Annotated in this window: 1 protein-coding gene; it reads left to right on the forward strand. The window is 51.7% G+C overall.

What is annotated here, in order from left to right; translation table 11 throughout:
• Positions 1-242 (forward strand): hypothetical protein (locus R0J87_RS23915; protein ID WP_498889522.1); only part of this gene is annotated, 242 nt, incomplete at both ends.

Raw genomic sequence — 242 nt, forward strand, 5'->3', positions numbered from 1 at the left:
CTGAAGATGCCGTGTTGGACGAACGTACCTGGATTGGCCTGGCAAATGACTTAACGCTGTTTTCTATCGATAAGCTGTCGCTGTATGACGGCCGTATTGAGTTTAACGCCATTGCCAAAGATGTGCTGGGCGAGCTGATTTTAAGCGACGTACAGGGCGAGGTACGAAATTTACATAACGACGCCGAGTCTGAGCTGCTAACCGACATCGACCTTGAAGGAACTGTAGGCGGCAGCGCACCG

Source organism: Halomonas sp. SIMBA_159 (genome assembly GCF_046536035.1).
Taxonomy (GTDB): Bacteria; Pseudomonadota; Gammaproteobacteria; order Pseudomonadales; family Halomonadaceae; genus Vreelandella; species Vreelandella venusta_A.